21 protein-coding genes are annotated in these 24,033 nt (G+C 72.3%); 10 read left to right on the top strand and 11 right to left on the bottom strand.

Annotated features, from left to right (window positions below; genetic code table 11):
- The first annotated feature begins 3 nt into the window (after positions 1-3).
- The 4 genes from ACFVQZ_RS15355 (at position 4) to ACFVQZ_RS15340 (ending at position 3,869) form a co-directional block, all read left to right on the top strand.
- Positions 4-918: a LysR family transcriptional regulator gene (locus ACFVQZ_RS15355; RefSeq protein WP_030496134.1), complete on the top strand. Its 915-nt coding sequence runs from the start codon at positions 4-6 to the stop codon at positions 916-918.
- Positions 919-1,156: 238 nt separating this feature from the next.
- Entirely contained in the window at positions 1,157-2,407 is a 1,251-nt protein-coding gene (locus tag ACFVQZ_RS15350) for an MFS transporter (protein WP_383622541.1), read from the top strand.
- 509 nt (positions 2,408-2,916) lie between these two features.
- The gene (locus tag ACFVQZ_RS15345) at positions 2,917-3,468 is read left to right on the top strand and encodes a hypothetical protein (RefSeq protein ID WP_383622538.1); all 552 of its coding nucleotides are present in this window, start codon (positions 2,917-2,919) and stop codon (positions 3,466-3,468) included.
- 125 nt (positions 3,469-3,593) lie between these two features.
- Positions 3,594-3,869: a hypothetical protein gene (locus tag ACFVQZ_RS15340; protein ID WP_383622535.1), complete on the top strand. Its 276-nt coding sequence runs from the start codon at positions 3,594-3,596 to the stop codon at positions 3,867-3,869.
- 251 nt (positions 3,870-4,120) lie between these two features.
- Here the strand turns inward: ACFVQZ_RS15340 and ACFVQZ_RS15335 are convergent, their stop codons facing one another.
- Entirely contained in the window at positions 4,121-4,276 is a 156-nt protein-coding gene (locus ACFVQZ_RS15335; protein ID WP_321193042.1) for a DUF5713 family protein, read from the bottom strand.
- Between the two features lie 289 nt (positions 4,277-4,565).
- Here ACFVQZ_RS15335 and ACFVQZ_RS15330 point away from each other — a divergent pair, with 289 nt between their 5' ends.
- Positions 4,566-5,831, top strand: coding sequence for an FAD-dependent oxidoreductase (locus tag ACFVQZ_RS15330; RefSeq protein ID WP_383622532.1), 1,266 nt, complete (start codon positions 4,566-4,568; stop codon positions 5,829-5,831).
- Positions 5,832-5,894: 63 nt separating this feature from the next.
- Here ACFVQZ_RS15330 and ACFVQZ_RS15325 read toward each other — a convergent pair whose 3' ends face one another.
- The 5 genes from ACFVQZ_RS15325 to ACFVQZ_RS15305 all read right to left on the bottom strand — a co-directional run bounded on the left by ACFVQZ_RS15325 (position 5,895) and on the right by ACFVQZ_RS15305 (position 11,497).
- A complete protein-coding gene (locus tag ACFVQZ_RS15325; RefSeq protein ID WP_030496140.1) occupies positions 5,895-6,575 on the bottom strand; it encodes a dipeptide/oligopeptide/nickel ABC transporter ATP-binding protein in 681 nt (226 codons plus the stop codon).
- Positions 6,572-7,507 (bottom strand): ABC transporter ATP-binding protein, encoded by a 936-nt coding sequence (locus ACFVQZ_RS15320; protein ID WP_383622528.1) that lies wholly within the window; start codon positions 7,505-7,507, stop codon positions 6,572-6,574. The genes ACFVQZ_RS15325 and ACFVQZ_RS15320 overlap by 4 nt, the downstream gene beginning before the upstream one ends.
- Positions 7,497-9,275, bottom strand: a complete 1,779-nt coding sequence (locus ACFVQZ_RS15315) for an ABC transporter permease subunit (RefSeq protein WP_030496142.1) — start codon at positions 9,273-9,275, stop codon at positions 7,497-7,499. The genes ACFVQZ_RS15320 and ACFVQZ_RS15315 overlap by 11 nt, the downstream gene beginning before the upstream one ends.
- On the bottom strand, positions 9,272-10,792 hold the full coding sequence (locus ACFVQZ_RS15310; protein ID WP_030496143.1) for an ABC transporter substrate-binding protein: 1,521 nt from the start codon (positions 10,790-10,792) through the stop codon (positions 9,272-9,274). Before ACFVQZ_RS15310 ends, ACFVQZ_RS15315 begins: the two co-directional genes overlap by 4 nt.
- A gap of 303 nt (positions 10,793-11,095) precedes the next feature.
- Positions 11,096-11,497 (bottom strand): nuclear transport factor 2 family protein, encoded by a 402-nt coding sequence (locus ACFVQZ_RS15305; protein ID WP_030496144.1) that lies wholly within the window; start codon positions 11,495-11,497, stop codon positions 11,096-11,098.
- Between the two features lie 586 nt (positions 11,498-12,083).
- Between ACFVQZ_RS15305 and ACFVQZ_RS15300 the strand changes: the two genes are divergently transcribed.
- From ACFVQZ_RS15300 to ACFVQZ_RS15285, 4 genes are all read left to right on the top strand, one after another.
- Positions 12,084-13,544: a basic amino acid/polyamine antiporter gene (locus tag ACFVQZ_RS15300; RefSeq protein ID WP_383622523.1), complete on the top strand. Its 1,461-nt coding sequence runs from the start codon at positions 12,084-12,086 to the stop codon at positions 13,542-13,544.
- 56 nt (positions 13,545-13,600) lie between these two features.
- Positions 13,601-14,926, top strand: coding sequence for an arginine deiminase (locus tag ACFVQZ_RS15295; RefSeq protein WP_383622520.1), 1,326 nt, complete (start codon positions 13,601-13,603; stop codon positions 14,924-14,926).
- A gap of 89 nt (positions 14,927-15,015) precedes the next feature.
- Positions 15,016-16,041, top strand: a complete 1,026-nt coding sequence (locus ACFVQZ_RS15290; protein ID WP_383622518.1) for a hypothetical protein — start codon at positions 15,016-15,018, stop codon at positions 16,039-16,041.
- Positions 16,042-17,082: 1,041 nt separating this feature from the next.
- The gene (locus ACFVQZ_RS15285) at positions 17,083-17,754 is read left to right on the top strand and encodes a DUF4097 family beta strand repeat-containing protein (RefSeq protein WP_383622515.1); all 672 of its coding nucleotides are present in this window, start codon (positions 17,083-17,085) and stop codon (positions 17,752-17,754) included.
- Between the two features lie 1,071 nt (positions 17,755-18,825).
- Here ACFVQZ_RS15285 and ACFVQZ_RS15280 read toward each other — a convergent pair.
- The 4 genes from ACFVQZ_RS15280 to ACFVQZ_RS15265 all read right to left on the bottom strand — a co-directional run bounded on the left by ACFVQZ_RS15280 (position 18,826) and on the right by ACFVQZ_RS15265 (position 21,983).
- Positions 18,826-19,728, bottom strand: coding sequence for a GlxA family transcriptional regulator (locus ACFVQZ_RS15280; RefSeq protein ID WP_383622512.1), 903 nt, complete (start codon positions 19,726-19,728; stop codon positions 18,826-18,828).
- A 364-nt stretch (positions 19,729-20,092) separates the two neighbouring features.
- Positions 20,093-20,866: a glycosyltransferase family 2 protein gene (locus ACFVQZ_RS15275; protein WP_030498219.1), complete on the bottom strand. Its 774-nt coding sequence runs from the start codon at positions 20,864-20,866 to the stop codon at positions 20,093-20,095.
- A gap of 143 nt (positions 20,867-21,009) precedes the next feature.
- A complete protein-coding gene (locus ACFVQZ_RS15270) occupies positions 21,010-21,609 on the bottom strand; it encodes a restriction endonuclease (protein ID WP_383622508.1) in 600 nt (199 codons plus the stop codon).
- Between the two features lie 164 nt (positions 21,610-21,773).
- Entirely contained in the window at positions 21,774-21,983 is a 210-nt protein-coding gene (locus ACFVQZ_RS15265; protein WP_383622505.1) for a hypothetical protein, read from the bottom strand.
- A gap of 355 nt (positions 21,984-22,338) precedes the next feature.
- Here ACFVQZ_RS15265 and ACFVQZ_RS15260 point away from each other — a divergent pair, with 355 nt between their 5' ends.
- Complete coding sequence (locus tag ACFVQZ_RS15260; protein WP_383622502.1) at positions 22,339-23,181, top strand: SDR family oxidoreductase; 843 nt, start codon at positions 22,339-22,341, stop codon at positions 23,179-23,181.
- A gap of 113 nt (positions 23,182-23,294) precedes the next feature.
- Here ACFVQZ_RS15260 and ACFVQZ_RS15255 read toward each other — a convergent pair whose 3' ends face one another.
- Positions 23,295-23,984 (bottom strand): SUKH-4 family immunity protein, encoded by a 690-nt coding sequence (locus tag ACFVQZ_RS15255; RefSeq protein WP_383622499.1) that lies wholly within the window; start codon positions 23,982-23,984, stop codon positions 23,295-23,297.
- Positions 23,985-24,033 lie beyond the last annotated feature (49 nt).

Here is a 24,033-nt window from a genome sequence, read left to right as displayed (position 1 = left end):
GCGATGAATCTGGCCCGCCTGGACCTCAACCTCGTCGTCGCCCTGCGGGCCCTCCTCGAAGAGCGCAACGTCACCCGGGCCGGACAGCGCGTGGGCCTGAGCCAGCCCGCCATGAGCGCCGCCCTGGCCCGGCTGCGCCGGCACTTCGACGACGACCTGCTCTCCCGCACGGGGAGCCAGTACGAACTCACCGCGCTCGGCCAGGTCCTCCTCGACCGCACCGCCACCGCGTACGACGTCCTCGAACGGCTCTTCACCAGCCAGGCCGCCTTCGACCCGGCCACCGAGACCCGCGAGTTCCGCCTCGTCTCCTCCGACTACGCCGTCGACGTCTTCGCCGTCGAACTCGCCCGCGCCGTGCACGAGGAGGCGCCCGGCATCCGCCTCCGCCTCACCCGCACCCCCGCCACCGTCGTCGACGACACCGAGAGCCTGCTCAGCGCCACCGACGGCCTGCTGATGCCCCACGGCGTCATCAGCGGATACCCCGCCACCGACCTCTACGACGACCGCTGGGTGTTCGTCGTCGCCGACGACCACCCCGACGTCGAGGACCGCCTCACCCAGGACGACCTCGCCCGGCTGCCCTGGGTCACCTACCAGCGCACCTACGACGCCCCCGCCGTCCGCCAGCTCGGCATGCTCGGCATCGAACCGCGCGTCGAGGTCTCCGTCGACAGCTTCCACGCCCTGCCCGCGCTGGTCGCCGGCACCCGCCGCATCGCCCTCGTCCAGGCCCGCCTCGCCCACCGCCTCGCCCCCCTCGGCGGCGTACGCGTCCTCGAACCGCCCTACGAGGCCGTCCCCCTCCGCGAAGCGCTCTGGTGGCACCCGGTCCACACCCACGACGCCGCCCACATCTGGCTCCGGGAGACCGCGGCGAAGGTCGGCCGCCGCATCACCGCGACACCCGCCTGAAGCCCCCCGTGGCCCTCACCGACGCGTGACGGCGCCCGCGCACCCCGGCCGTACGCGCGCATCCATCCGGTGGATCGGACCCATCGGGAACGCGGATGATCCGGGGGATGGGCAACACGCCCGGCAGCACGCATAGTCGAGGCACTTCACCCCGCCCGTACGCCGCGTCCGCACGTCCCGCCCGCATGCCTGCGCGCCGTCTCCGACGGGAACCCTTCCGCCGCCTTGGAGCCCCCCCATGCCCGCAGCCCCTCTCGAACCGCCGTCCGCATCCACATCCGCCGACTCAGCTGCATCCACAGGCGCTGCCGCCGGGCGGCTCCCCGCGGCCCTCCTCATGGCCGGCAGCTGTCTGCCCGTCCTCGGAGCGGTCCTCCTCGCTCCCGTACTTCCGCGCATGCAGGACCACTTCGCCGACGTGCCCGGAAGCGCGGCGCTGGTCCCCGTCGTGCTCACCGTCCCCGCGCTCGCCCTCGCGCTCCTCGCCCCCTTCGCCGGGGTGATCGTCGACCGGCTCGGCCGCAAACGCCTGCTTGTCGCCGCCACAGCCCTCTACGCGGTGTTCGGTACGGCACCCCTGTGGCTGGAATCCCTCCATGCCATCCTGATCAGCCGCGTCCTCGTGGGCATCGCCGAAGCCGCGATCATGACCGCCTGCACCACCCTCATCGGCGACTACTACAGCGGCGAACTCCGCGACCGCTACCTGGCCCTCCAGACCATGTGCGCCTCGGCCTCCGCCACGCTCTTCTTCGTGCTCGGAGGAGCCCTCGGAGCCGCCGACTGGCGGGCCCCCTTCTGGCTCTACGCCGTCGGCCTGCTCATCGCCCCCGTCATGGCCCGCGTCCTGCCGGCCCCCCGCGCGCCGCAACCGTCCGCCGCCGCCCCGGAGACGGCCCTCCCGCAGCCGCCGTTCCCCCTGCGCCGCATGGCGGGCGTCTGCCTCCTCACGGTCTTCGGCGCCGTCGTGTTCTACACCGTCCCCGTCGAGATGGCGTACCTCCTGGACGACCTGGGCACCGACTCCACCGGCACGATCGGCGCCGTCACCGCGGTGGCCAGCGCCGCCACCGTCCTCGGCTCCGTCCTCTTCACCCGCCTCGCGCCGCACCGCCGCCACGGCCTGCCCGTCCCGCTCGCGCTGTGCGCCGCCGGCTTCCTGCTGATCGGCCTCGCCGACGGCCTTCCGCTCCTCGTCGCCGGCGCGGTCGTCAACTGCCTCGGGACCGGGCTGCTCCTGCCCGCGCTGGTCACCCGCGCCATGTCCCTCCTCGCGTTCGAGGACCGGGGCCGCGGCATGGGCCTGTGGACGGCGGCCTTCTTCCTCGGCGAGTTCCTCTGCCCCTTCATCCTTTTGGCGGCCAAGGAGCCCGCGGGCAGCCTGGCGTCCGCCGTGGCCGCCCTCGGCGCGTCCGCCGCCCTCCTCGCGGCCGCCCTCCTCGCCACGGCCCGCCGGGCCGCACCCCGCACGACCCCGCCGAGCCCCTGACGGGCTCCGGCGCCCGGCGCGCGGGCGGGGGCCGCCGAAGCGGCCCCCGCGTCACGCCTGGGTCACCGGAAGTCGTCCAGCGCGGGGTACTGGCCGCTGCCGGTCTTCTCGCCGTCGGGGCCCGTGGAGGGCCACAGCACAGGCGGCGCCCGCGACGAGACGTGTGAACGCCCCCACGGGCGAACCTTGTTGGTCGGCGGACCGGGCGGGTCTTTCGCGCGCCCTCGCGCCCCGCAGGCCGGCACCGGCCGCGCAGCCCCTCCCGGACCCACCCACGGGCCGTCTTCCGGTCGGGTCGGGAAGCAACGTCTTCGGCGCGGAGCGGGTACGGATCCACCCACCACCACCTCGCCGAGCCCCACCTCACGCTCGGCCGCCCAGCCCGCCGTACTCCTCCCCCCACCGCTCCGACTGCGGTCCGCTCCGGACCAGGACGGGAGGACCGGCCGCGGCCCTGGGCGACCGGCGACCGCGACCGTCCTGTCGTAGGCGGCGGATAGCCTGCGGGAATGAGCAACGAGATCTGGGACGCCCTGGCGGCGACCCCCCTTCCGGAAGTACGGCGCCGCGCCGCCCTCGTCGACGACCTCGTCGGCATCACGCCCGTGAGCGTGCCCGGCGCGCAGCGCCTCGCCTGGAACGACGGCGGCGGCCAGTCCGCCGTCTGGTACTTCACGGACGACGGCCGCGCCCTGCTGCTCACGTTCGACCACGAATCGGAGCTGAACCTGTACGCGGAGGACGACTTCGCTCTCCAGGAGTCCTTCTACGACGGCGTCCCGGAACCCCTCGTCGCCCTGGTGCGCGACCGCCCCGAGAACTACGAGTCGCTGAACCTCACCGACCCCGCGACGGGCCGCACGATCCACTACGCGGGCGGAGTCTTCTGGTACGACGGCACCTCCTGGCACGTCTCCACCGGCCTCCAGAAGCACTGCGGCAGCGAGGAGCTGGACCTCTTCCGCGAGTCCGGCTTCGACTACTGCCTGGAGGTCTACCGCTTCGGCGAGGCATTCGCCCCGGCCACCCTGGAGGAGCTCCACGACGAAGACGACGGGTAGAGAGCGGGCCGAGATGCGACCGCACCTGCGGAGACCGCGGAGTCGGCCTCGGCCCGACCTGCACTGTTGTCCGCGTGCGCGGCCTGCTTGAATGCGCGAGTGATCGAACCGCCGGAGTGCCCTGCATGCTGAAGGCCACGGCGCAGGGCTCTCGACGGAGATCAGGCCGCCTGCTGGTGGGTGCCGACGCCGGCGCCCCGGTCTGGAAGCCGTCCTTCGGCAAGCGGGAGACCGTACTGCCGGACGACCTGCGCCAGGTCGGGGTGCGCCCGCCCTCCGTGCGGGAGGCGATGTCCGTCAATCCGGGGAGCCGGATCGTGGAATGCGACTCCTCCACGGGGAAGATCCTCATCGCGGTCATGCCGCTGGAACTCGACCAGGTGGTCAAAGCACTGGCCTGACCTGCCCCGCGCCGCCCCCGGCGCCCGCGGACGCGTCGGGGCAACCGCCGGAACGACTGCCCTCTGGCCGCCGCACCATCGCGAACGAGGCCGCTCCGGCACGCAACCGCCAGAAGCACGGCTCCTGTGGCGGTCGCCCGCCGCCGCGCCGTCTCCCTCGCGGTACGGCATCGCCGTCCGCCATAGGACGGCCCTGCACCCCACGCCCAGCAACGAGCGGCTCCGAACGGCGGCAGCTCTCCCGTCCCCGTTCACCAGTCCCGGCCGGCGGTCAGCTCCTCCGCGTCCGCATCCGCGACCCCGTATGCCGCCGCGACGAACCAGAACTCGTCGCAGATCCACTCCCGCGCCACTGTCTCGATCCCGCTCCGGGCCGCCGCTCCGCCGGAGACGCGACGGAGCCACACACAGATACGTTTCCTCCCCCGCCCCGGCCCGACAGGCCCCTGAGCAGCCACGATGCCGTCGGCACGGTGTGCTTCCCGCGCGCGGGGGGAGTGCTCCCCGCGCGCCCGCCCTTCGGGTGAGCACGGACGCGAAAGGGGTACGGCGACGGGTCAAAGGTGATCATCGGCGGCCCGGTCCGCCCTGACAGCCGGCGAGAAGCGCTGCCCAGGGCATGCCGGGCGCCCGCCGTGCGCCGGTCCGCGCACGGCGCCGAAGCCCTTCGAGCTCAACCGAGACGAGGTGCACCCCATGGCTGAGAAGCCCCACCCGCCGCGCGTGGAGAAGGTCCTGGTCATCGGAGCCGGCGTCAGCGGTCTGACCACCGCCCTGGAACTGGCCCGGGTCCGCGAGAACGGCAAGCCCCGCTACCACGTCCAGGTCGTCGCCGAGCGGCCCGCCGACAAGACCGTGTCCGTGATCGCCGGGGCCCTGTGGGAGTTCCCTCCCGCGGTGTGCGGCCAGCACGGCAACCAGCTGTCGATCATGCGGTCCAAGCGCTGGTCGGTGGAGTCGTACAAGGAGTTCCGCAAGCTCTCCCCGCAGGCCGGCGTCCACATGGTCACGTCCAACTTCTACTTCGGCGTCAAGATCGAGGACGACTGGCCCGAGCACACCAAGATGCGCGAGCTGGAGAAGCTGTCCGAGGAGGAGGAGATCCACGGCTTCCGCCGCATGACCCAGGAGGACCTGAAGAAGGTCCCCGCGTCCTTCGGCGTCAAGGACGGCTACCAGCTCCAGGTCCCGGTGGTCGACACCCCCATCTACACCCGCTGGCTGCGCGAACAGCTCAAGCAGCAGAGCAACGTCACCGTCACCTACGGCAAGCGCATCACCGACCGGCTGGTCCCGCAGAGCGCGAAGATCCGCAAGGACTGGGACGTCGACGCCATCGTCAACTGCACGGGCATGGGCGCGGCGGAACTGGCCGGCGCCTGCATGGTCCCCCTGCGCGGTGCCCTCGTCCGGGTCCCGGTCTCGCGCTGGGCCAGCAGGCCCAAGACCGCGTACGCCATCTCCAAGACCGCGCACCAGCAGGACATGGTCTTCATCGTCCCGCGCGAAACCCACCTCATCCTCGGCGGCCTGGTCGAACCGAGCGAGTACGACACCCACATCGGCAAGGACTACCAGCCCGTCAAGGACATGTTCGACCGCTGCAAGCGCTTCGCCCCCGAACTGCTGAAGGACGTCGAACTGTCCGACACCGACGTCGACGTCATCGCCGGCCTGCGCCCCTACCGCGTGGAGAACGTCTGCGTGGAGAAGGAGTACGGCTTCAACATCGTCCACAACTTCGGCCACGGCGGCAGCGGCTTCAGCCTCTCCTACGGCTGCGCCCGCGAAGCCATCGGCCTGCTGGAGAGCATGGAAGGCCCCTCTTTCCGGGTCGTCGACCTGCCCCCGGCCGCGCTCCACCACCACCCCGACACGTACACGGAACTGGACACGCCCGCCTTTCCCACCATCCAGCTCGACGGCCAGCAGGTCTCCGTCGAGCACCCCGTCTACAACTGACACCGCGTGCGCCACGGGCGCCGGCCGGCGAGAGTCGGCCGGCGCCCGTGCCGTGCGCGGGCGTCACGCCGAGGTGAGCTTTCCGGCGTCCAGGGTGAGGACGCGGTGGCTGAGGTGGCGGACCAGGGCGTGGTCGTGGCAGATCAGGAGGTAGCCGAGGCCGTGCGCTTCCTGGAGGTCGAGGAGCAGGTTGGCGATCGCGGCGCGGAGGGACGGGTCGAGGGCGGAGACGGGTTCGTCGAGGATCAGGAGCTTCGGCGCGCAGGCGAGGGCGCGGGCGATGCAGACGCGCTGGCACTGGCCGCCGGACAGTTCGTGGGGGAGCCGCGCGCCGAGCGAGGGGTCGAGTCCGACCTGGGCGAGGAGTTCGGCGACCCGGTCGGGGCCTTCGGCCGCGGTCCAGCGGCCGTGGATCTTGAGGGGTTCGGCGAGCTGGTCGCGGATCCGGCGGCGCGGTGAGAGCGAGCCGTAGGGGTCCTGGAAGACCGGCTGGACGCGGGGGCGGACGGCCCGCAGCTCGGCTTCCGGGAGGGTGCGCAGGTCGCGGCCCTCGAAGAGGACCCGGCCTGCGGCGGCCGGGCGCAGCCGCAGCACCGCCTGCGCGGTGGACGACTTCCCGGAGCCGGACGGGCCGGTCAGGCCGACGGTCTCCCCGGCGGCGACGGTGAAGGAGACGCCGTCGACCACCGTCCGGTCGCCGTGCCGCACGACCAGGTCGCGGACGTCGAGGAGCGGAGCGGTCATGCGGACTCCAGGATGGGGCAGGCGAGTTCACGGTCGCCAGGGAGCGGAACGAGGGCGGGTACGGTGGTCCGGCAGGTGGCCTCGGCATGCGCGCACCGGGCCGCGAAGGCGCAGCCGCGGGCGGGGGTTCCGGGAGCGGGGGCCTGCCCGGCGACGACGGGCAGCCGGGAGCGGTGGGGCGTGCCGGCGGAGGGCACCGCGCCGACCAGGGCGGTGGTGTAGGGGGCACGGGGATTCTTGAGGATGTCGGCGGCCGGGCCCGTCTCCATGAGCCGGCCGGCGTACATCACGGCCATGCGGTCGGCGTGGTTCCGTACGGTGTCCAGGTCGTGGGTGACGAGGAGGAGCGCGGCGCCGGTCGCCCGGAGCAGGCGGAGGACGTGCGCGCGGACCTCGGGGTCGAGGGCGGTGGTCGGTTCGTCGGCGACGAGGACGCCGGGGCTGCCGAGGGTGGCCATCGCGATCACGGCGCGCTGGCGCTGGCCGCCGGAGAGCTGGTGCGGGTAGGCGGAGGCGCGGGTGCCGTCGAGGCCGACGGCGAGGAGGGCTTCACCGGCTCTCCCGAGGGATTCGCGCCGGGTGAGCCGGGGGTCGAGCGAGCGGGCGGCCAGGGCGAGCTGGTCGGCGACGCGGTGGACGGGGGACAGGGCGGAGAGGGCGTCCTGGGGGACCAGCGAGATGCGGCGGCCGAGGTCGCCGGCGGTCACGGGCCGCCCGTGGAGCCGAACCGTGCCGGCGACGCGGGCCTCGCGCGGGGCCAGGCCGAGCAGGGCGCGTGCGGTCAGGGACTTGCCCGCACCGGATTCGCCGACCAGGGCGAGGGTTTCGCCGGGCCGCAGCGCGAAGGAGACACCGCGGACGACGTCACCGGTGCCGGGGAAGGACACCCGCAGGCCGTCCACGGTGAGGACGGTGGAGGGATCAGACCGCAAGGCTGTGCCCCTTCCTTCGACGGCCCATGGGGGACTCCGGCGTGGAGGACTCGGGCGATCGGGTGGATCCGGTCGGGCGGGTGGACGTGGTGAGGTGGGAGAGCGAGACCGCGAGCGCCGCGAGGAGGCCGAGGGCGGCGACCGGGGCGAGGGCGGCCAGGGGAGCGCGTTCCACGTAGTCGGCGGACTCGTCGAGCAGGACGCCCCACTCGGGGGACGGCGGCTGGGCGCCGAGTCCGAGGAAGCCGAGGGAGGCCAGGGCGAGCGCGATGCCGGGCAGCCGCAGGACCGCGTGCCGGGCGAGCGGGGCGGCGACCGACGGCAGCACGTGGCGGGAGAGGACCCACCAGCGGGTGGCACCCATGGCCCGCTGGGCCTGGAGGAAGGAGGCCGCCCGCACCTCGCCGGCCAGCGCCGACGCGTGCGCGGCGAGCGGCGGCCAGGAGATCAGGGCGACGGCGAGCGCGGCGCCGCCGGTGCCCGGGCCGAGAACCGCGGCCGTGAGGATGCCGACGATCACCGGAGGGAGCGCGTTCGCCACGTCCGCGATCCCGGCGCCGACGCTCGGCAGGAAGCCGAGCGCGAGGCCGGCGGCGTACGAGAAGACGCAGACCGCCAGGGCCGTGCCCACGGTGGACGCCGCGCCGTGGCCGAGGCGGGCGAGGACGTCCCGGCCGAGGGCGTCGGTGCCGAGCGGATGGGCCCCGCTGGGGGAGGCCAGCCGGAGGGCCGGGTCGACGGCGTACGGATCGCGCAGCAGACCCCAGCCGACGGCGGCCAGGAGGAGCGCGGCGATCGCGAGGGGCACGGCGGCCGGGACCCGTACGGGACGGGGCGCGGGAAGCGTCAGGCCCGCCTCGCGCAGACCCGGGCCGAGGAGCCGGCGGCGGAGCCCGGCGGACAGGGCGCCCGCGAGCAGACCGAGCGCCAGCAGGACGAGCACCGCGCACTGGAGCAGCGGCAGGTCCTGGGACTTGGCGGCGCCGAGGGCGGTCCGGCCCAGCCCCGGCACCGCGAAGATGGTCTCGACGGCGACGGCGCCCCCGGTCAGACCGACGGCGACCATGCCGAACTGCGGGACGAGCGGCGGCAGGACCCGCTTCAGCACCGCCCGCGAGGTCCGCGGACGGGACACGCCGGACCCGCGCCACAGCTCCACCCAGCGTTCCTGGAGGACGGCGGGGAGCGCGTCCGCGACGAGCCGGCCGAGGAGCGCGCCCGCCGGGAGGCCGAGGGCGAGGGCGGGCAGCACCATGTCGGCCGGGCCGGTCCACCCGGACGTCGGCAGCCACCGCAGCCACACCCCGACCACGACCAACAGGACGGTGGCCAGCAGGAATTCGGGAAGCGCGCCGACCGCGGCGGCGAGCATGCCGCCGGAGCCGCGGCCCCGCACCAGGACCGGCAGCGCGAGCGCCGCACCGAGGAGCACGGCGACCGCGAGGGCCGCGCCCATGAGCGCCAGCGAGACGTGCAGGCCGGACAGGACCGACGGCAGCACCTCCGCGCCGGAGACCCAGGACGTGCCGAAGTCGCCCCGGACCGCCCCGGACGCCCACCGGCCGAGGAGGCCGAGCGGACCCGCGTCCAGGCCCAGGTCGGCGCGGACCGCGGCCAACGCCTCGGCGGTCGCCTCCTGTTCGGCCGACCGGGCGCGGAGCAGACGCAGCGCCGGGTCGCCGCCGGAGAGCCAGGGCAGCAGGCCGACCAGGGCGGTCACCGCGAGCACGGCGACGGCCCGGACCGCCGCCAGTCGGTACCGCGTCATGCCAGGTCCGTGTCGAGCGTGATGAGGGCGCGCTCGCGCGGGTCGTGCGCGACGCCGGTGACGCCCTCGGCGTCCCCCTGGATGACCCGCTCGTGCAGCAGGGGCACGGCGGCGTCGGTGGTGAGCACGGCCGCCTCGCTCCGCAGCACGGCCCGGCGGCGGGCGGTGCCCGCCGGGGTCGCGCCGGCCGTGTCCAGGGCGGAGTCGACGCCGGCGTCGGCCAGCTGGGAGAGGTTGAAGGAGCCGTCGGAGGCGAAGTCGCTGTAGAGGTACGCCACGGGGTCGCCCGAGTCCAGCACGGTGGCCCGGGACAGGAGGAACGCGTCGAAGGCGCCGTCCAGCGCGTCCGCCTCGATGTGGGCGTACTCCCGCACCTCCAGCTCCACCACGAAGCCGGCCTTCCGTAGCTGCTGCTGCAGCAGCTGGGCCACCTCGGGGAGTTCGGCACGGTCGGTGAAGGTTCCGAGGGTGATCCGCGTGCCCGCCGGGGCCGACGGCTTCGGGCGGGGACGGGCGGTCGGGCCGCGCAGCTCGGCGGCCCAGGGGAGGGCGGGGCCGAGCAGGCCCTCGGCGAGGTCGGCGCGCTTCTCGTACACGCCGTCGACGATCGCCCGGGCGTCGATCGCCTCGCGGGCGGCGGCCCGCAGCCCGGCGTCGCGGAACGGACCGGACGCGGTGTTCAGGTACAGCGTGCAGGTGCGGGGCATGGGCACCTCGGTGATCAGCTCCTGGTCGAGGAGCGCGGCCTGTGCCACCGGGACCGCCTCCACGACGTCGGCCGCGCCGCTCCGCAGGGCCGCCGCGCGGGCCGTCCCGTCCGGCACGAACGTGACGTCGATGCCGGCGAGCCGTGCCGTACCGCCCCAGTAGCCGTCGTAGCGGTCGAGGGTGGCCGACGACGTCCCGCGGACCGCGACCAGCTCGAAGGGCCCGGTCCCGGCGCCGACCGGGTTCACCGTCCTGCCGTTCCGGTACGCCTTCGCGGCCAGGACCGACAGCTGCGGCGAGGAGAGCCGGTGCGGGACCAGCGGGTCCTCCACGGCGGTGGTCACCGTGACGGTCCGGTCCCCGGTCGCCCGCACCGTCAGGTCCACGCCGTCCAGGATGCGCGGCTTGGGGGCGGCGGTGGCGGCGCGCTCCAGGGACCGTACGACGGCCTTCGCGTCGCACGCCGTCCCGTCGTGGAACGTCACCCCGTCCCGCAGGGTGAAGGTCCAGCGCTTCCCGTTCCGCTCCCACGCCGTGGCCAGGGCGGGCTGCGGGTCGCCGTCCTCGTCCAGGACGACCAGGGTCTCCGCGGTCGACCAGCGGGACAGCTTGAACGCGTCGTCGGAGAGCGGGGAGAGGCCGGAACGCGGCGGCTGCATCATCGCCACGCGGATCCGACGGCCGCCCTTGCCGCTCGCACCTTTCGCACCGTTGGTGCGACTCGTGCCGGCGCTCTCGGTGAAGCATCCGGTCAGGACGGCGGCCCCGGCACCGGCCGCGAGCGTGGCGATCACGCTGCGGCGGGACATCCGGGAGGAGCGGGGGGTGGGGGGCACGGTGGATCCCTCGGGGTGCTGGGAGAAGGGGGACGGCGAGGCGCGAGGCCAGGCCGGAGGGACCCTAGCATTGTGATAATCATTTTCAGAAACGGAGTGGCGGTGCCTTTCGGGGCAGGCGGGCGGGGAGGGGGTGTCCGGATGCCGGCTGGGGGTTGGTGGGTGGAGGTGCGGTGCAGGGGTGGTGGCGGTGGAACTCCGTTTCCAGTAGTCGGAGTTCTGAGGCGCCGAGGCCGGCGGTCCCGGCCCCGATGTCGACGCCGGCGCCGGCATCTGTCACGCCTCGGCCGCCTCCGAGGCCTCGCGGGCGATGCGGTCGAACTGGGCGCCCATCGCGGCGGCGAGCGCCTGGGCGGCGGAGAGCGGACGGACCATGACGGTGAAGTCGTCGATCTTCCCGTCCTCGTCGAAGTGCAGGAAGTCGCAGCCCTGGATCTGCTTGCCTTCGACGGTGGCGGTGAAGACGAAGGCGTGGTCGCGGCCGCCGGGGTCCGCGATCTCGCGGACGTAGGTGAAGTCCTCGAAGACGCGCAGTACGCCGCGCAGGATCGCGGCGGTGATGGCCTTGCCCGGGTAGGGCTTGAACGCGACGGGGCTGGTGAAGACGACATCGTCGGCGAGCAGGTCCTCGATGGCCGCCTCGTCACGGTTCTCCACGGCCTGGCGGAACGGATGCATGGCGCCTCCTCATTGCTCAATTAATTGATTAGGTGCAACGGAGGGTAGGGGGCGAGGCACGCCCTGTCCACCCTCGCGGCAGACCGCAGTCTCGGCAGTCGTGCGAACGCCGCCCTCGCCCGTGGGGCACGACCCCGACCGGCTCGGAGGCACGGTCGGTCATCGCCGTCCGTCGCGCCAGCGGAGCGGGCTCCCCGGGTGAAGAGTCGGCACACGGCGGGCCGAGGGGTGTCATTTGTCCTAGATTCGCCTCCAAGAGGCGATCGAGGAGCCGACGTTCGCCGTACCCGGAGGTGGGGCACCGTGAAGGCGGACGAGACGTCCCGCGCCGGACGGCGGGTCCGTGAGCCGTCGCCTCGGGGTGCCCTGCGAGGCGTCCCGCCGAGGGTCGTTCCGGTGGTACGTCCGCTGGTGCGCGAGGCCGGGCACCCGAACCCGCGCCGCCCCGTGGCCGACCCGCGTCTGACAGCGCCCCGCGGACCTCGCCGCACCGCACCGCGCGCACCGGAGACCGGCGCCGTCCCGCGTACCGGACCCGGTCCTCACCCCCGCCGGCCGCGGGCCGAGCGCGTCTGAGAGGTACGCCATGACCCAAGCCGACACGAGTGCCGGGCCCGCCGCCGGCGGTGCCGCACCGCCGGCCAAACTGACCCTGCTGACGCTCACCGCCATGGTCGTCGGGTCCATGGTGGGCGCCGGGGTCTTCTCGCTCCCGCGGCGCTTCGCCCAGGAGACGGGCGTCGCCGGAGCCCTCATCGCCTGGGCCGTCGCGGGCCTCGGCATGCTGATGCTCGCCTTCGTGTTCCAGACGCTCGCCGTGCGCCGGCCCGATCTGGACGCGGGGGTGTACGCGTACGCCAAGGCGGGTTTCGGCGAGTACCTCGGCTTCTTCTCCGCCTTCGGCTACTGGGCCAGCGCCTGCGTCGGCAACGTCACCTACTGGGTGCTGATCATGTCCACCGCGGGTGCCGTCGTACCGGCCCTCGGCGACGGCGACACCACACTCGCGCTCGTGCTCTCCTCGGCGGGCCTGTGGGGCTTCTTCCTGCTCATCCGGCGCGGCGTCAAGGAAGCGGCGGCGATCAACCGGATCGTGACCGTCGCCAAGATCGTACCGATCGTCGTCTTCGTCATCCTGGCGCTGTTCTTCTTCGAACCGTCGGTCTTCGCGGAGAACTGGGGCGGCGCCGACTACGCCGGCTCCCTCTTCGACCAGGTCCGCGGCACCATGCTCGCCACCGTCTTCGTCTTCCTCGGCGTCGAGGGCGCCAGCGTCTACTCCCGGCACGCCAAGCGGCGCGAGGACGTCGGCCGGGCCACGATCCTGGGCTTCCTCAGCGTCTTCGCCGTCTTCGCCTCGGTCACCATCGTGTCGTACGGCATCCTGCCCATGAGCGAGATCGCCGAGCTGCGGCAGCCGTCCATGGCCGGCGTGCTGGAGGCGGCCGTCGGGACCTGGGGCACGGTCTTCGTCAGCGTCGGCCTCATCGTCTCCGTCCTCGGCGCCTACCTCGCCTGGACCCTGATGGCCGCGGAGGTCCTCTTCGTCGCCGCCGAGGACGACGACATGCCCCGCTTCCTCGGCCGCACCACCGCGAACGACGTCCCCGTCCCCGCCCTGCTGCTGACCACCTCGCTCAGCCAGCTGGTGCTCGTCGTCACCGCGTTCTCCGACGACGCCTTCAACTTCGCCCTCGACCTGACCAGCGCCCTCAGCCTCATCCCGTTCCTCCTGGCCGCCGCGTTCGCCTTCAAGATCGCGCTGCGGCCGCGCCGGCACCGGGTGGCGGGGACGAGCACCCGGCGCGAACTCGTCGTCGCGGCCGTCGCGACCCTCTACACGGCGTTCCTGCTGTACGCGGCGGGGCTCACGTTCGTCCTTGTCTCCTTCATCCTCTACGCCCCCGCCACCCTGCTCTTCGTCAAGGCCCGCCGCGAGCAGGGCCGCCGTCTCTTCTCCCCGAAGGAAGCGGTCATCTGCGCGGTGTCGGTGGCGGGCGCCGTCGTCGGCGTCGTGGCGCTGGCGGCGGGCTGGATCGAACTCTGACGCGCGCCGCCCCGCAAGAACCCTGGTTCCCTGCCCTCCCGGAAAGGCCCACCACGATGCCCCCTGAAATCCCTGACACCACCGGCACCCCTGGCACCACCGGCACCCCTGGAACCCGCCCGGCCTCATCGGCTTCCCCATCCGGTCCGGCATTCGGCGTCCACTCCGAAGTCGGCAGGCTGCGCAAGGTCCTCGTCTGCGCCCCCGGCCTCGCCCACCGCCGGCTGACCCCGACCAACTCCGACGACCTCCTCTTCGACGACGTCATGTGGGTGGAGAACGCCCAGCGCGACCACGCCGACTTCGCCAACAAGCTCACCCAGCGCGGCGTCGAGGTCGTCGAGCTGCACAACCTGCTCACCGAGACCATGGCCATCCCCGAGGCCAGGGAGTGGCTGCTCGACCGGAAGATCGTCCCCAACGAGGTCGGCCTCGGGCTCGTCGACGAGACGCGCGCCTTCCTCGACTCCCTCGCCGCCCGCGAACTGGCCGAACACCTCATCGGCGGCCTGTCCACGGCGGACCTGCCCGACGACTTCCGCTCCGGCTACGTGGCCCTGGCCCGCGAAGGCGTGGGCGCCCGCGAGTACCTGATGCCGCCGCTGCCCAACACGCTCTACACCCGCGACACCACCTGCTGGCTGTACGGCGGGGTCACCCTGAACCCGCTGTACTGGCCCGCCCGCCACGGCGAGACGCTGCTGATGAAGGCGGTCTACACCTTCCACCCCGACTACAGGGACGCGACCGTGTGGTGGGGCGACCCGGAGCGGGACTGGGGGCAGGCCACGTTCGAGGGCGGCGACATCATGCCGGTCGGCAACGGCGTCGTCCTGATGGGCATGAGCGAGCGCACCTCGCGCCAGGCCATCACCCAGGTCGCCCGGGCCCTGTTCGAGCAGGGCGCCGCCGAGCACGTCATCGTCGCGGGCATGCCCCGGCTGCGTTCCGCGATGCACCTCGACACCGTCTTCACCTTCGCCGACCGTGACATCGTCACCCTCTACCCGAAGATCATGGACGCGGTGCACACCTTCTCCCTGCGGCCCGGCGACAGGGCCCCCGGCGTGGAGATCACCGACGAGGGCACCACCCCGTTCGTGGACGTCGTCGCGAAGGCGCTGGGTCTGCCGCAGCTCCGCGTCATCGGGACCGGCGGCGACGCGTACGCCTCCGAACGGCAGCAGTGGGACAGCGGCAACAACGCCGTCGCCCTCGAACCGGGCGTCGTCTTCACCTACGACCGCAACACCCAGACCAACACCCTCCTCCGCAAGGCGGGTGTCGAGGTCATCACCATCGTCGGCGCCGAGCTCGGCCGAGGCCGCGGCGGCGGCCACTGCATGACCTGCCCCCTCCTCCGCGACGCGATCGACTTCTGACCCACTGGACGGGAGGCGCACCACAACCGGACCCGGCGGGGAAGGGCGCGGTCGATCACGCCCGCGGCACGTGGCCTAGGGTTTTCGCCATGGCCAGAACGACACCGCCGCGCCCAGTGAACGTCGAGGGGCTCTTCCCGAAGCTGGGGGAGTTCCGCGGCGTGACGACGCGTCTGCACCCGCGGCCGGGGCGCCCGGACGTGCGGGTGAGCTCGGTCGGCGGTCCTCTCCTGTGGCCGGCCGACGAACCGTGGCCGGTCTGCACCGAGCCGCACAAGCGCAGCAGCGGGTACCGCATCGCGGACATCCGCCGCGGGCGCCAGGTGCTCGCCGACGCCTGGGCCCGAGACCGCCCCAGCGACGAGGAGCGGGTCCTGCTCAAGGAACTCGGCCGCAGGCACCGGCGACGGGAGATCGCCGACACCGACCCGGTCCCGCTGATCGGCCTGCTCCAGCTGTACCGGCGGGACGTTCCCGGCCTCCCGCCGGGCCCGGACGGCGGTGACCTGCTCCAGGTCCTCTGGTGCCCCTTCGAGGCACATGGCCCGAGTCGCCATGGCCTCGCCCCGCACGTGCGGTGGCGACGTTCCGACCAGGTCACCGTGCCGCTGGAAGCCCCGCCGCAGCCGGCGCTGGTGGGCTTCGAAGGCGCGGTCGCCGAACCGTGCGTGCTGCACCCCGAGCAGGTCGCCACGTACCCGTACGTGGACTCGCTGCCGGTCAGGCTGCGGAGGAGGATCGCCGCCTGGGAGGACGCGGAGGAACGCAAGGCGGAGAAGCGCGGCCTGACCGACGACCTGGACCTGGTCACGTACCACCATGACCTGTCGATTCCCCAGGGCTGCCGCGTGGGCGGGTTCCCCTCCTGGCGCACCACCGACCCGCACCCGATGAACTGCGAGGCCTGCGGTACGCCGATGGCCCTGCTCCTGACCCTCGACAGCCACGAGTGGGACGGCGTCAACGGCAGCTGGATGCCCCTCGAAGAGCGGGACGTGTCCGAGCCCCTGCGCAACAGCCGCCCCACACACCTCACCATCGGCCGAGACGGCCTCCTGAACATCTTCGCCTGCCCAGCGGACCCCGGGCACCCCCACCGCTGGAGCCTCCAATAGCCGCACTGCACCGTGCGCTCGAGCCCGGTGCACTCCTTCGGGCGGCGGGCGGGGGACCGTGCGGTCCGCTCCTGTGCAGCTTGCGGGCCGGAGAATGGGTGCGGAAGGTGGCCGGTGCGGGCCCCGTGTCGACGGAGGTGACTCCGGATCACGCGCGAGGAGTACGCGCGGTCCGCCAGCGGGGCATCGGGGCGGGCTCGCGGTCTCCCGGGTCCGCTTCCGGAACACGGCTGCCTGCCGTGACGGTCTCGAAGGCCAGGGCGTCGCTCGCCTGAGCTGCGGTGACGCGAAGGGCCAGAGGCCGTGCCCGGGTGTCTCTGACGTCGCTGGCGAGGCGAACTTTCGTGCTCAGGCCGCAGCGGAAGCGTCCGAAAGCGCGGCTGCCAGGTTGGGCCCGGTTCGGCGCCCCCATGTCCCGGGCCGGCACCAGAGGTGTGCTGGTGAGTGCGGTAGACGGTGAAGGCCATCGAGACCGTTCAGGTGTTGTCGGCATCGGCGTCGGCCGCTGCCACGAGCCAAGCGTGTCCAGCGGATCCCGCGAGGGGCCTTCAGGGTTCGGCGGTGATCGGTCCTGCCCCGGCCGCGGGCCGCATCGGCCGACGTCAGCGGCTCGATCCGTCCCAGATCGCATCGTGATCACTCATCGGACACGTGCATCTGATCGGCTGACCGGCCGATCAACGAGACACGCTCCGAGTGGCGGCTGGCCGCAGGTCGGAGGATTCCGTGGGGAGTTCAGGGCGTTGAGGACGGGCGACGGGCTGCGATTCGGCGCAACGGACCTGACCGGCGAGGTGCGGGTGCCGCGGTTACCGAGCCGCGATCTCGGCTGCGCCGAAGTAGCGTTTCACCGTGCCACCATTGCAACGCTCAGGCATATGCCGTTGCATCACCCCACAGTTCATTGCAATGAAATAGCGGCAGCCACCTGCAGAGATGCTGATCCAGTGCAACAACACTCTTGCCGCACCTTGGAAAGCAACGTAGCTTTTCTCATGTCGGAAACGCCGACCGCACACCACTCCCCAAGGAGCCGTCACCATGCAGACCTTCGCCACCGCCACCCCCGTCACCGCCGTCGTCGACATCCCCGCCGGCCACCTCCGCTTCATCGCCGCCGACCGCACCGACACCACCGTCGACATCCGCCCCGCCACCCCCGGCAAGAACCGCGACACCAAGGCCGCCGAGAACACCACCGTCACCTACACCGACGGCATCCTCACCATCACCGCCCCCCAGCCCGGGAACCAGCTCTTCGGCCCCTCCGGCGCCGTCGAGATCACCGTCCAGCTCCCCGCCGGCTCCCACGTCCGCGCCAAGACCGCCGCCGCCGAACTCCGCGGCGTCGGCCGCCTCGGAGACGTCACCTACGAAAGCGCCCAGGGCCCCGCCAAGCTCGACGAGGCCGCCACCGCCCACCTCACCCTCCAGGACGGCGACATCACCATCGGCCGCCTCAACGGCCCCGCCGACCTCACCACCGCCCGCGGCGACCTCCGCGTCACCGAAGCCACCACCGGCACCCTCACCCTCACCACCCACTCCGGCTCCATCACCGTCGGCGCCGCCCGCGGCACCGCCGCCACCCTCGACGCCGGCACCACCTACGGCCGCGTCCACAACACCCTCCAGAACGCCAAGGGCACCACCGCCGACCTCACCATCCACGCCACCACCTCCCACGGCGACATCACCGCCCACGCCAACTGACCCCCGAGGTGCGGAACGGAATCGGCGACGGCCGGGGGAAGCCGGGGCTTCCTGGCTTCCCCCCTCGCAGACGGGGCGGGAAGGTGCGGGTTCCCTGCCGAATCGCTGCCCCATCCGCACTGGTCGTCGGGAAGGTGACGTCGTTGGGCCGGGCGCCGGGGTAAACCCAAGGCGCCCGGACGCTCGTCGGTGGCGAGGGCGTCCCGGTGGCCGTCCCCGTCGGTCCGCTGTCGGCGGTGATCGTGCAGTACACCTGCCAACTGCCTGCTCCCTACGCCTCCTGCGACGCGCAGCTGTTTCCGCATCGACACCGCGATCACGCTTCCCGGCCACGTGTGTCCATCGCATCGGCAGAAGATCCGATCACGAACGTCGCCGTCGCCGCAGACGACGGGCGTGCAGCATTCGGACTTGCCGGGTCGCCTCCTGCTCCCGCTTCATGGCGCTCCACCATCGTTTCGACTCCCGCACCGCGTACCTGCCGAGCGCCGTAGGACTGCCTGACGCCTGCGCGCGGACGATCACATCGACGTTCACAGTGGTACGGCACACGGAGGGCTGCTGCTGACGAGCGCCGCGCCTGGCTCGTGGGGGGGCATGTTCACGGACACGACCCTGGATCTCGACCCGGACTCCGGGATCGTCTACGCCCTCGGCGACGGCCCGACCGGCATGTTCCCCAGCCCCTTCACCCTGACGTCGAATCCCTCGTCCGTGCCCTCAATCGGTTCGCCGCTGACCGCGAGTCACCGGGCACCCCGCCTTTGATGAGGTCATCGGCGCCGTCTGGTAGCGCTGAGGACCGTGGTTCGGAGCCGGAAAACGTCCAGCTGATCTCGGGGCAGGCAGGCATCATGTCGTAGTGATCGGCTTCGAAATCGAGAATCCTTGGACACCCGCCCACCAGGTGGTGGAGTGCTCTCACTGCGATCCTCCTTGCCTACGGTGCCGATCCCGCGTCAGAGATCAACGGCATGACGGCCCACGACCTGGCCCGCTCGTACGATCACGGCATGGCGCTCAGGCTGCTGGATCTGTTCAGCAACCGCCGGACCAAGCTGAAAGACCGACTCAGAAGCGTCCGCCGACGGTAGCTCCGGCGGCCGCCCCGAATCCTGTGGCCTCCGCGATCCGCGCGAGGGGCAACTGCGTGGTCTCCAGGAGCTCTCGGGCCCGCTGGACGCGCTGCGCGAGCAGCCAGCGCAGCGGCGTGGTGCCCGTCTGGGCGCGGAAGTGCCGCGCCAGGCTGCGCCGGCTCATCATCGCGTGCGCCGCGATGTCGGCGATGGATAGCGGTTCGCCCAGCTTCCGGCGCATCCACTGCAGCGTCTCGCCCAGATCGGCGGAGTCCATCTCGGGCGTGCGGTACTCGATGAACTGGGTTTGTCCGCCGGTGCGTTGAGGTGGCATCACCAGCATCCGCGCCGCGCTCGCCGCGACTGCCGCACCGTGGTCGCGGCGTACCAGGTGCAGACACAGGTCCAGTCCTGCGGCGATCCCGGCCGACGTGAGTACCTGCCCCTCGTCCACGTACAGCACGGAAGGATCGACGTCGACGCCAGGGAACCGCTCGGCCAGTGCGTCGGCGAACCGCCAGTGCGTCGTCGCCCGACGGCCTTCGAGCAGCCCGGCGTGCGCGAGCGCGAAAGCGCCGGTGCAGATCGAGGCGATACGCGCTCCGCCCTCCGCCGCCGCCCTCAGGAGCCGTAACGCACGGGGATCCGGGGTGAGTTCTGCCGGAACGCCGGGCACGATGACCGTGTCCGCGCCGAGAACGTCCTCCCAGCCGTACGACGAGGAGACCCGGAATGGCGCCGTGGGCCCGGCCGTCGCCGCCGTGTCCCGATCGACACAGACGCGGACTTCGTAGGCAGGCAAGCCGCCGGGACCGGAGACGAGCGCGAACACCTGGCAGGGGATGGCGAGATCGAAGGCCGACACCCCGTCGAGCGCGAGAACCGCAACGATGTGCATACGCCCGAGGCTACGCATCCCGCGCACGCCGCGGCGTCGCCCCGCGAGAGGCCGCCGCGGCACTCGTGGACCTGGATCGAGGCGTGGCTGACGCCTCTGTCTGCCTGCCCCTCCCCACGGCTGGGAACGCGAGACGGGTACGCATCCCCTCCGGCGTCCGCGACGGTTACCGGCGGACACCGTCGCCCCAGCCGAAACCGCCTCCGGACCGTTTCCCCACGCTCCGGAGGCACCGCATCGCATCGCATTGCGGCCAGGAGCCCGCACCCAACCCGGACGCCCGCACCCACCCCGGACGCCGGCACCCACCCCGGACGCCGGCACCCGCGCCGGACGCCGGTACCCGCCCCCGGAGGGAGCGGAGCTAGATGCGGGAATTGCGCAGCGACTGCCACGCCGCGCCGGCGAGCGCCCGCGTCGACCGGGGGACCGACAGGTGCTCGTGCTTGCGGTACAGCTCCCAGTTGTACTTGATCAAGGACGCCTTGTTGGAGGACAGGGAGTTCGCCTGCTGCGCCCGGTACACGGCGAGCGGCTCGGCCAGGCCGCGGGCGTCCGCGCCGTCCCGCATGATCGACAGCCACAGGGCGTAGTCCTGGCGCTTGCGCATCTCCGGCATCAGCCGCGTGCCCAGCACCCTGCGGTCGTACATGGCGGTGAGGGCGCCGATGTAGTCCCGCACCAGCATCGCGCGGTAGTCCACGTGCCCGCGCGCGCGGATCACGCGCCCGTTCGGGACCCAGTCGACGCTCTCGCCGGCGTGGTCGGCGTCCATCTTGTAGTACGAGGTGAACGTCAGGGGGGCGGTGCCCTCGGCCGCGAACGCGAGCTGCTTCTCGGTCTTCTCCGGGAGCCACATGTCGTCGCTGTCGAGGAAGGCGATGTAGTCGCCGCGGGCCCGTTCGATCGCCAGGTTGCGGGCCCGGCCCGCGCCGCCCTGCTCGGGCGCCCGCTGCGGCAGAACGCGCTCGTCCTGCTCGGCGAACTGGCGCAGCAGGTCCATGGAGCCGTCGGTCGACTGGTCGTCGGTGACCAGCAGCTCCAGGTCGGTGTGGGTCTGGGTGAGTACGGACCGGACAGCCGCGCCGAGCGTGGCCGCCGAGTTGTACACGGGCATCACGACGGACACCAGGGGCACAGCACATCTCCTCGCCGGACAGAAACATCGTTCGGTCCATTCAAGCATCGGATTCGAGCATGATCTGCCACGCCCGTGGTCGTCGCTGGTCAGGAGGAGGGTAGAAGAGGCGGCCCCGGCGCTACATCCTGGCCCGGCGGCGATCAGGAGCCGGAGGCGGGACGGCGTGGGGAGGGGACGGCGCCCAAGAGGTCCCACAGAGGGGTGGAGCCGGCGGCCCACTGGGCGAGCAGGTGGCGATCGACGAGGTGGAGTCGTTGGGAGCGGGCGAAGGCGGTGGCTTTGTCCGTGAAGCGACCGTTGGTGACCAGCACGACGACATCGCCGTTGTGGACGGGGCGGCCGGTGCCGTTGAGGACGTGCAGGTCCGGGGTGCCGACCGCGGAGCCGGCCCATCCGGCCCGCCGGTGTTTGCACTGGATCACCCACAGGCGGCCGAAGGGGTCCGTGGCCTTCACGTCGGCGCCGTTGTCGCCGGCCCCGCCGACCCGGACCGCCTCGGAGCAGCCGTCGCGGCGCATCAGGTCCCGTACCGCTTCCTCGAACTGCCGATGGTGCAGGGCGTCGATCTGCGGCATCGCGTAGCGCAGTCCCCGCTCCCGGACCCGGTTCCAGCGGGCGGCCTCCCGGCGCCGGTGAACCCACACCCCGCCCGCCACCGCCGCGAGCGCCAGCAGCACGCACGGCACCCAGGGATGCGCGGCCAGCCACCGCAGCGCTCCGACGGCCAGGCTCCACACCACGGCGAGCGCCAGGAGAAGCAGACCGACCTGCTCCCCACCGACACCCTTCCCGCGGCGGTAGGAAGCCGGGCGGCGGCGCGGTGCGGGTCGGCGTCGGGAAGCGTGAGTCGTACGCCGCCGGCGCGGGGCGGGGGAGCGGCGCGTGCCCGACCGAGGCCGGGGGCTCATACGCCGACCTGCGAGACGCCGCTCACCAGATGCTTGATCACGTCGAAGAGGCCCTGCCCCAGCGGGGTCGGCGCGATCACGATGCCCAGAGCGAGGACGAAGAGCGCGGTGTTGCGTTCCTCGACGCGGCTTCTGGCCTGCGTCCTGCGACGCAACCGCATCACCACGATGACCGCGAGCAGCACTGCCACGTTGATCGTCATCATGCGATATCCGCCCCCCACCCCGACCGCGCTTCCTGCGGTGTTCTCGGCCGCCATCTGAGGGGGCCGGGGAACAGTGCAGCCGATCAGGCGACCGGAGCGCAGCAGGTCGGCGGACGTTGGCGGAACCGTGCCGGACGCTGTCCGATTCCGGCTCGGATATCCGTTCCGTTCCCGCAGATGAATCCGGTGTGGGGTCCAGCGGCGTCAGCGGGGCTTGCGCGCTCTCGCCCGCTTCCACAGCCCCAGCCCATCCGTCCGTCCCCGGCACTGATGACGTGACGGGCGCCGTCACGACATCAGCGGTTTCCGCCGAAGCACCGTGCGGCGGCACCAGTCGCCCGTAACGTGAGGTCGCATGACTGCGCTGATCATCGGTGGCAGCGGCTTCCTGGGCACCGAGCTGGTACGCCAGGCGGTCTCCGAGGGCTGCCGCCCGGCCGCCACGTTCCACTCCCGCACCGGCGACCACGAGGGCGCGGCATGGCACCGCCTCGACCTCCGAGCCCCCTCCCGCCTGGAGCAGGTCCTGGACACGGTGGCCCCAAGCACGGTGATCAACGCGACGAGTGGCGGAGCGGACTGGGAGGTCACCGCCGAGGGCGCCATCCGCCTCGCCCAGGCCACGGCCGAACGCGGCATCCGCCTGGTGCACGTCTCCAGCGACGCGATCTTCTCCGGTAGGGGCCGCCACTGGTACGACGAGTCCTGCCTCCCGGATCCGCTCACCCCGTACGGTGCCGCGAAGGCGACCGCCGAGACGGCTGTACGCCTCCTGTGCCCCGGGGCGGCCGTCGCCCGCACGTCGCTGATCATCGGCGAGGGCGGGTCCGAGCACGAGCGGCTGGTGCACGCGCTGGCCGCCGGCACGCGACAGGGAGCCCTGTTCACGGACGACGTACGCTGCCCCGTTCACGTGAGGGACCTGGCCGCCGCCCTGTGGGAGATCACCCGCTCCGGCGCCGCCGGCGTCTTCCACCTCGCCGGTCCCGACGCCGTGAGCCGTCACGAGCTCGGCGAGCTCATTGCCCGCCGGGACGGCCTCGACCCGGCCCGGCTGCCCTCCGCCCGCCGCTCCGACACGGACCTGCCCGGCGGGCTCGACGTACGACTCGACAGCAGCGCCACCCAGCAGAGGCTGCACACCCGCCTCCGCGGCGCCCACGAGTTCCTGAGCGGGAACGGCGTGGGTCCGCCGTGACGGACGCGCCCTCCAACTCTGCGCCCAGCGCGCCGAATGCGCTTTGGGTCCCCCGGCCCTCAGGTTGAGCGACATGCCATATCTCGCGTTTCACGGGTCACCGGGTGCTGTGTTCACCAGATCCCGTGCTCCAGTTCCTCAAGCGCGATGTTCCACGGCGAATCCTCATCGGTGAAGGGCGTGGGATCGAAGGCCCCCACCACCTGTGTGAAACGTGCTGAGACTTCCCCCGGGGACATTCCCTCGTCGTAATCCCTCTCAAGCTTGCGGAACTCGATGAGCGTAAACAGCAGAGAATCCATATTCCGATGGAGTTCGGCATACCCACCCTGTCCTCCAGGGAATGCGTAGATCTTTCCGGATGCAGGATCCAACGCCACAAGTGACTCGAAAAGGTAGCCGATCGCCCACCACCTTCGGCTCTCTGGCGGGCGGGGAACGCCATGATGGTCGAACAGCCTTTCCAGGGCGACGGAATCCCTATCCATCGGATACGGGTACGGCACCGATTCCCGGGAAGTGAAGACCTCTGAGTGCGGAAGTCCTACCACGCTCAACAGGACGGCCGAGCGCGGCTCGAGACATCTCGCGAGAACCTGGGGAACGTAGGTGATGTTCTCCAGGCCATAGGCCGCGACCATCCGGCAGGAGAAAGCGAAGATGTCCAGCGGCGGACCTTCCGCTGGCGTCGGTTCGCGCTCATCTCCGCACGTGCCATCACTGATCTCCTCGAAAAGTCTTGGGCGTCTCCGCTCCTCGTCGGCGAACGGGGCGGGGTCGCTAGCAGTGATCTTCCGATGCATGCGGGTGACGACGGTAGCGCGTGCCGCGTTCTCGTCACGGCCGGTTACC

This window comes from Streptomyces sp. NPDC057854, from assembly GCF_042797055.1.
GTDB lineage: Bacteria > Actinomycetota > Actinomycetes > Streptomycetales > Streptomycetaceae > Streptomyces.
This window is presented reverse-complemented; position numbering and strand designations above follow the sequence as displayed.

What these genes read in the sequence shown, in the direction of transcription:
- ACFVQZ_RS15355 (WP_030496134.1), top strand. Translation starts at nt 4, where the DNA reads ATGAATCTGGCCCGCCTGGACCTCAACCTCGTCGTCGCCCTGCGGGCC.
- ACFVQZ_RS15350 (WP_383622541.1), top strand. Translation starts at nt 1,157, where the DNA reads ATGCCCGCAGCCCCTCTCGAACCGCCGTCCGCATCCACATCCGCCGAC.
- ACFVQZ_RS15345 (WP_383622538.1), top strand. Translation starts at nt 2,917, where the DNA reads ATGAGCAACGAGATCTGGGACGCCCTGGCGGCGACCCCCCTTCCGGAA.
- ACFVQZ_RS15340 (WP_383622535.1), top strand. Translation starts at nt 3,594, where the DNA reads ATGCTGAAGGCCACGGCGCAGGGCTCTCGACGGAGATCAGGCCGCCTG.
- ACFVQZ_RS15330 (WP_383622532.1), top strand. Translation starts at nt 4,566, where the DNA reads ATGGCTGAGAAGCCCCACCCGCCGCGCGTGGAGAAGGTCCTGGTCATC.
- ACFVQZ_RS15325 (WP_030496140.1), bottom strand. Translation starts at nt 6,575, where the DNA reads ATGACCGCTCCGCTCCTCGACGTCCGCGACCTGGTCGTGCGGCACGGC.
- ACFVQZ_RS15315 (WP_030496142.1), bottom strand. Translation starts at nt 9,275, where the DNA reads ATGACGCGGTACCGACTGGCGGCGGTCCGGGCCGTCGCCGTGCTCGCG.
- ACFVQZ_RS15310 (WP_030496143.1), bottom strand. Translation starts at nt 10,792, where the DNA reads ATGTCCCGCCGCAGCGTGATCGCCACGCTCGCGGCCGGTGCCGGGGCC.
- ACFVQZ_RS15305 (WP_030496144.1), bottom strand. Translation starts at nt 11,497, where the DNA reads ATGCATCCGTTCCGCCAGGCCGTGGAGAACCGTGACGAGGCGGCCATC.
- ACFVQZ_RS15300 (WP_383622523.1), top strand. Translation starts at nt 12,084, where the DNA reads ATGACCCAAGCCGACACGAGTGCCGGGCCCGCCGCCGGCGGTGCCGCA.
- ACFVQZ_RS15295 (WP_383622520.1), top strand. Translation starts at nt 13,601, where the DNA reads ATGCCCCCTGAAATCCCTGACACCACCGGCACCCCTGGCACCACCGGC.
- ACFVQZ_RS15290 (WP_383622518.1), top strand. Translation starts at nt 15,016, where the DNA reads ATGGCCAGAACGACACCGCCGCGCCCAGTGAACGTCGAGGGGCTCTTC.
- ACFVQZ_RS15285 (WP_383622515.1), top strand. Translation starts at nt 17,083, where the DNA reads ATGCAGACCTTCGCCACCGCCACCCCCGTCACCGCCGTCGTCGACATC.
- ACFVQZ_RS15280 (WP_383622512.1), bottom strand. Translation starts at nt 19,728, where the DNA reads ATGCACATCGTTGCGGTTCTCGCGCTCGACGGGGTGTCGGCCTTCGAT.
- ACFVQZ_RS15265 (WP_383622505.1), bottom strand. Translation starts at nt 21,983, where the DNA reads ATGATGACGATCAACGTGGCAGTGCTGCTCGCGGTCATCGTGGTGATG.
- ACFVQZ_RS15260 (WP_383622502.1), top strand. Translation starts at nt 22,339, where the DNA reads ATGACTGCGCTGATCATCGGTGGCAGCGGCTTCCTGGGCACCGAGCTG.
- ACFVQZ_RS15255 (WP_383622499.1), bottom strand. Translation starts at nt 23,984, where the DNA reads ATGCATCGGAAGATCACTGCTAGCGACCCCGCCCCGTTCGCCGACGAG.